This window comes from Micromonospora sp. D75 (genome assembly GCF_018070405.1).
In the GTDB taxonomy this organism is placed as follows: domain Bacteria; phylum Actinomycetota; class Actinomycetes; order Mycobacteriales; family Micromonosporaceae; genus Micromonospora; species Micromonospora chalcea.
Map to the genome: position 1 here is coordinate 1 of NZ_JAGPXV010000402.1, position 5,469 is coordinate 5,469.

6 protein-coding genes and 1 pseudogene are annotated in these 5,469 nt (G+C 73.9%); 5 read left to right on the plus strand and 2 right to left on the minus strand.

The window, feature by feature from the left end; genetic code table 11:
- Window positions 1-182, plus strand: a pseudogene (locus KBX39_RS21625) (FAD-binding protein); the annotation flags it as partial.
- A 95-nt stretch (window positions 183-277) separates the two neighbouring features.
- Here the strand turns inward: KBX39_RS21625 and KBX39_RS21630 are convergent.
- Both KBX39_RS21630 and KBX39_RS21635 read right to left on the minus strand, forming a co-directional pair.
- The gene (locus tag KBX39_RS21630) at window positions 278-1,051 is read right to left on the minus strand and encodes an anti-sigma factor (RefSeq protein ID WP_064446974.1); all 774 of its coding nucleotides are present in this window, start codon (window positions 1,049-1,051) and stop codon (window positions 278-280) included.
- Complete coding sequence (locus tag KBX39_RS21635) at window positions 1,005-1,610, minus strand: RNA polymerase sigma factor (RefSeq protein ID WP_013284457.1); 606 nt, start codon at window positions 1,608-1,610, stop codon at window positions 1,005-1,007. The genes KBX39_RS21630 and KBX39_RS21635 overlap by 47 nt, the downstream gene beginning before the upstream one ends.
- 240 nt (window positions 1,611-1,850) lie before the next feature.
- Between KBX39_RS21635 and KBX39_RS21640 the strand changes: the two genes are divergently transcribed.
- The 4 genes from KBX39_RS21640 to mnmA form a co-directional block, all read left to right on the plus strand.
- On the plus strand, window positions 1,851-2,684 hold the full coding sequence (locus KBX39_RS21640) for a DUF4397 domain-containing protein (RefSeq protein ID WP_210872212.1): 834 nt from the start codon (window positions 1,851-1,853) through the stop codon (window positions 2,682-2,684).
- Window positions 2,681-3,346 carry a class F sortase gene (locus tag KBX39_RS21645; RefSeq protein ID WP_064446976.1) on the plus strand — a complete coding sequence of 222 codons (666 nt, stop codon included), beginning with the start codon at window positions 2,681-2,683 and terminating at the stop codon, window positions 3,344-3,346. The genes KBX39_RS21640 and KBX39_RS21645 overlap by 4 nt, the downstream gene beginning before the upstream one ends.
- A 50-nt stretch (window positions 3,347-3,396) precedes the next feature.
- On the plus strand, window positions 3,397-4,572 hold the full coding sequence (locus tag KBX39_RS21650) for a cysteine desulfurase family protein (RefSeq protein WP_064446977.1): 1,176 nt from the start codon (window positions 3,397-3,399) through the stop codon (window positions 4,570-4,572).
- Between the two features lie 37 nt (window positions 4,573-4,609).
- A partial coding sequence (gene mnmA, locus KBX39_RS21655; protein WP_210872214.1) for a tRNA 2-thiouridine(34) synthase MnmA occupies window positions 4,610-5,469 on the plus strand: 860 nt, incomplete at its 3' end.

The window sequence follows — 5,469 nt, forward strand, 5'->3', positions numbered from 1 at the left end:
ATGTCGCGCTGGGTATCTCCGGGGCGATCCAGCACCGGGCCGGCATGCAGACCTCGAAGACCATCGTCGCGGTGAACAAGGACGCCGAAGCGCCGATCTTCGAACTGGCCGACTACGGCGTGGTCGGCGACCTGTTCAAGGTCGTCCCGCAGGCCGCCGAGGAGATCCGCAAGCGCAAGTGAGCGTCGCGTGAAAAGGCCGCCGCCCGGTGCACCGGGCGGCGGCCTTTCTCGTAGGGAGCTGATCGGCGGGGCGGGGCGCTGAGCCGGCCCGCCGATCAGCCCGTCAGGGTGCCCCTCAGCAGGCTGTCGCCGGAGTGGCCGGGCTTGTTGTCGTACTGCTCCGCGCTGACGTCGACAACGGTGTAGGTGCGCAGGTCGACGTTCGGGGGGATCGGCAGCAGCGCGTCCCCCGAACCGTTGCTCAGCGTACCCACGGAGAACATCTTCATCGTGTTCGGATCGATCAGCCAGACCTCGTAGTACCCCGGAACGCTCGGGAGATTCGCCACGTGCAGATGCAATCGATTGTCACCGAGCACCCGGGCGTCGCCGGAGGCGTCCTTCGGCGTCGAGCCGAACGCGGCGAGCGGCGCGCTGGCCACCACCGGCGGGTCGGGGTCGGCCGGCTCGCCACCGCCGCCGCCGAGCACCGCGGCCGTGCCGGCCACGCCGATCACCGCGGCGGCGGTGGCGGTGACCGCCGTGGTCGCCCACCCCGGCCAGCGCCGGCTCCGCCGCGGACGACGTGCCACCACGGGTACGGCAGCCGGCTCCACCGGGTCGGCCGGGCGCGGCAGGCGCCGCTCGGTCAACGCCGGCAGCTCCTCGGCGGCCCGGATCTCGGCCACGATGCCCTGCCAGATGTGCTCCGGCGGGTCGGGCAGCTCCGCCAGGCCCTGCGTGCCCGCGCCGAGCCCGGCGACGTGCTGGAGCGTCTCCATCTCGCCCCGGCAGTGGTCGCAGGTGCCCAGATGGGTGGCCTCGCCGTCAGCCGCCTCGCTCTCACCGAGCGCCAGAAAGACCAGCCGGTCGTGGTCCAGGTGCTGCACCGTCCACCTCCCATCTGCGTTTCAGGCTCTGCATGCCGCGTCTGATGTGACTCTTGACGGTGCCGAGCGGCACTCCGGTCACCGCCGCGATCTGCTGATGTGTCAGGTCGTCGTAGAACGCCAGCTCCAGCATCCGGCGCTGCTCGTCGGGGAGCCGGGCCAGCTCGTCGGCGACCACCAGCCGGTCGACCACCGTGTCCGGGTCGGGGCCGGTGGAGACCGGTTCCGGCAGTTGCTTCACCGTCTCGACCACCCGGGTCTCCCGGGCCGAGGCCCGGATCCGGTCGACCACCTTGCGCCGCCCGATTCCGAGCAGCCAGCCGACCAGTGAGCCTTTCGCCGGGTCGAACGTCTCCCGGCCGAGCCAGGCGGCGACGAACGTCGCCTGGGTCACGTCCTCGGCGTCACTGCGGTTCACGAGCGTCGTGGTGGCCAGGTGCAGCACCGCCCGCCCGTACCTGTCGTACGCCTCTCGCAGGGCCGCCTCGTCGCCGTCGCGGAACCGGGTGGCGAGGTCGTCCTCGCCCGGCGGTTCGGGGCCCTGCCTGGCCGCCGTCACCGGGCGGCTCGCCTTCCGTGGGGCATGCCCGACTGTAACTCCCACAGCCCCCGCCCCACTCTCCCGGTGTGTCCGTCACGACCCTCGTCACCTCTCCTTCGTCGCCGGAGGCTCCGGCGGATGCGCCCGGAGACGGGAAAAAGAAATCGGATCCGGGCGCATCCGGGGGCCACGGAGCCGGCGTAACCCGTTCTGCAAGCCAGGCCTGACGAATCAGCATGAACTACCAGGAGGCAGACAATGCAGTACGCGATGTTCCGTCGGGTCGCCGCGGGCGGCGCGGTGGCCGCCCTCACCTTCGCCGGCGTCGGCGCCGCCACCATGAGCCCGGCCTACGCCGCCTCGTCGAAGGTCTCCGTGGTCCACGGCATTCCGGACACCCCGGTCGACGTGTACGTCAACGGCGAGAAGACGCTGAACAACTTCAAGCCGGGCGACGTGGCCGGCCCGCTCACCCTGCCCGAGGGGGAGTACGACATCGCCCTGACCAAGCCCGGCGAGGCGATCGACAAGGCGATCCTGAAGGTGGACGACGCCGAGGTGCCGGGCGGGGCGAACATCAGCCTCGCCGCGCACCTGAGCGCCGACGGCAACCCGCAGATCACGCCGTTCGTCAACGACGTGTCCAAGGTGGGCGCCGGCAAGGCCCGGCTGATCGTCCGGCACACCGCGGCCGCCCCGGCCGTCGACGTGCGGGCCGGCGGCAAGCCGGTCTTCGAGGACCTGACCAACCCGAAGGAGGCCAAGGCGGACGTGGCCGCCGGCTCGGTGAAGGCGGACGTGGTGCTCGCCGGCACCGACACCGTCGCCATCGGCCCGGCCGACCTGAACCTCAAGGAGGGCACCGCCACCATCGTCTACGCGATCGGCTCGGCCGAGGCGAAGAACCTGAGCGTGGTCGCCCAGACCATCACCGGCCTGCACTCGGCTCCGGGCGGCGTGCCCAGCGGCACCGGCGGCCAGGCCGGCACCGGCGTGGACACCTGGTGGTACGTGCTGGCCGGGGCCGGCGTGCTGCTCCTGGTCGGCGGCGGTGCGCGGGTGGCGGCAACCGCCCGGGCCGGTCGCCGGTGACGGTGCGCAACCGCGGGGCGCTGGCGGCGATGGCCGCCGGCGCCGCCGCGCTCACCCTGGCGGGCGTGGTGGCGTGCGGATCCGAGCCCGCCGAGGACGTCGGCGGCGACGAGGTGACGGCCCTGGCCAGTGCCACTCCCACGCCGGCCCCGGCGGCGACCGGCGGCGGTTCGGTTCCGGTGAACCCGGGCACGCTGCCCGCCGGCAGTGAGATCGTGCCGCCGGTGAAGCTGAGCATCCCGCCGATCCGGGTCACCGCCACCGTCAACCCGGTGGGCGTCAACGAGCGCACCGACGAGTTCGAGGTCCCGCCCAGCGTGGACCAGGTCGGCTGGTACCGCTACGGCCCGGGCCTGGAGGCCGACGCTGGCTCGGTGGTGATCGCCGGGCACGTGGACAGCGCCGAGCAGGGCAAGGGCGCGTTCTTCCGGCTGCGCGAGCTGGGCCAGGGCGACAAGCTCACCGCCACCGGCGCGGACGGACGCGAGCGCTCCTACCGGGTGGTGGCCCGGGAGGAGTACCGGAAGTCGAAGATCCCGCTGGAGCGGTACTTCGCGCGCGACGGCAAGCCCCGGCTCACGCTGATCACCTGCGGCGGGCCGTTCGACGCCAAGACCCGCAGCTACCGGGACAACATCGTGGTCACGGCGGTTCCCGCGTGATCGCGGCCGTTCGGTCGTGAGCGGGCCGGACCGCCCCGGGTGGGACGGTGATGGCATACCTTGATCATGCGGCGACGACCCCGATGCTGGACGAGGCACTCGAGGCGTACGTCGCGACCGCCCGCGAGGTGGGGAACGCGTCGTCGCTGCACGCGGCGGGCCGCCGTGCCCGGCGGCGGGTGGAGGAGTCCCGCGAGCGGGTGGCCGCCGCGCTCGGCGCCCGGCCCTCCGAGGTGATCTTCACCGGTGGCGGGACGGAGAGCGACAACCTCGCCGTGAAGGGCGTGTTCTGGGCCCGCCGTGCGGCCCGGGCCGACCGGGTCCGGGTGGTCTCCAGCTCGGTCGAGCACCACGCCGTACTGGACGCGGTGGACTGGCTGGTCGAGCACGAGGGCGCCCAGGCCGGTCTCCTTCCGGTCGACGCGGTCGGCCGGCTCGACCCGGAGCGGTTGCGCGCCGAGCTGGCCGAGCACGGCGAGCGCGTCGCGGTGGTCACCGCCATGTGGGCGAACAACGAGGTGGGCACCGTCCAGCCGGTCGCCGAGCTGGCCGCTGTCGCCGCCGAGCACGGGGTGCCGTTCCACACCGACGCCATCCAGGCGGTCGGGCAGGTGCCTGTCGACTTCGCCGCCAGCGGCGTGTCCGCGCTCACCGTGACCGGGCACAAGCTCGGCGGGCCGACCGGCGTGGGCGCGCTGCTGCTGGCCCGCGACGTGGCCGCCACCCCGCTGCTGCACGGCGGCGGCCAGGAGCGCGACGTCCGCTCCGGCACGCTGGACACCGCCGGCATCGTCGCGTTCGCGGTCGCCGTCGAGGCCGCGGTGAAGGGCCAGCAGGAGTACGCGGCCCGCGTCGCCGCGCTCCGCGACGAACTGGTCGAGCGGGTCCGGCAGGCGGTCCCCGAGGTGATCTTCAACGGGGACCCGGCCGACCGGCTCCCCGGCAACGCGCACTTCTCCTTCCCCGGCTGCGAGGGGGACGCGCTGCTGCTGCTCCTGGACGCCCAGGGCATCGCCTGCTCCACCGGGTCGGCCTGCTCGGCCGGGGTGGCCCAGCCCTCGCACGTGCTGCTGGCCATGGGCGCGGACGACGACCGGGCCCGGTCCTCGCTGCGCTTCACGCTCGGGCACACCAGCACCGGCGCGGACGTGGACGCGCTGATCGCCGCGCTGCCCGCCGCTGTGGAGCGGGCCCGCCGCGCGGCCGCCCTCCGTACGCCCCGCTGACCCGGATACGCTCGGTGAGGACGAGGGGAGTGGGCCGGTGAGGGTTCTGGCGGCGATGTCGGGCGGGGTGGACTCCGCCGTCGCGGCGGCGCGGGCGGTGGAGGCCGGGCACGACGTGACGGGCGTGCACCTGGCGCTGGCCCGCAACCCGCAGACCTACCGCACCGGGGCCCGGGGCTGCTGCACGCTGGAGGACTCCCGGGACGCCCGGCGCGCCGCCGACGTGCTCGGCATCCCGTTCTACGTGTGGGACATGGCCGACCGGTTCCACGACGACGTGGTGGACGACTTCGTGGCCGAGTACGCCGCCGGGCGTACCCCGAATCCCTGCCTGCGCTGCAACGAGAAGATCAAGTTCGCCGCGGTGCTGGACCGGGCCGTGGCCCTGGGCTTCGACGCCGTGGTGACCGGCCACCACGCCCGGCTCGGCGCGGACGGCCTGCTGCGGCGCAGCGTCGACGCGGCCAAGGACCAGTCGTACGTGCTGGCGGTGCTGAGCCGCGCGCAGCTCGACCGGTCGATCTTCCCGCTCGGCGACTCGACCAAGGCCGAGGTGCGCGCGGAGGCCGCCCGGCGCGGTCTCGCGGTGGCCGACAAGCCGGACTCGCACGACATCTGCTTCATCGCCGACGGCGACACCCGCGGCTTCCTCGCCGAGCGGCTCGGTGAGGCGCCCGGCCAGGTGGTGGACGCGCTCACCGGCGCGGTGGTGGGCAGCCACAGCGGCGCCTACCAGTACACCGTCGGGCAGCGGCGCGGCCTGCACCTCGACCGCCCGGCGCCGGACGGCCGGCCCCGCTACGTGCTGTCCATCACCCCGACCACGAACACGGTGACGGTCGGCCCGGCCGAGGCGCTGGAGGTCTCCGACGTACGCGCGACCCGCCCGGTGTGGAC

Excerpts from the sequence above, each read along its gene's own strand:
- KBX39_RS21650 (WP_064446977.1), top strand. The coding sequence starts at position 3,397 with ATGGCATACCTTGATCATGCGGCGACGACCCCGATGCTGGACGAGGCA.
- KBX39_RS21640 (WP_210872212.1), top strand. The coding sequence starts at position 1,851 with ATGCAGTACGCGATGTTCCGTCGGGTCGCCGCGGGCGGCGCGGTGGCC.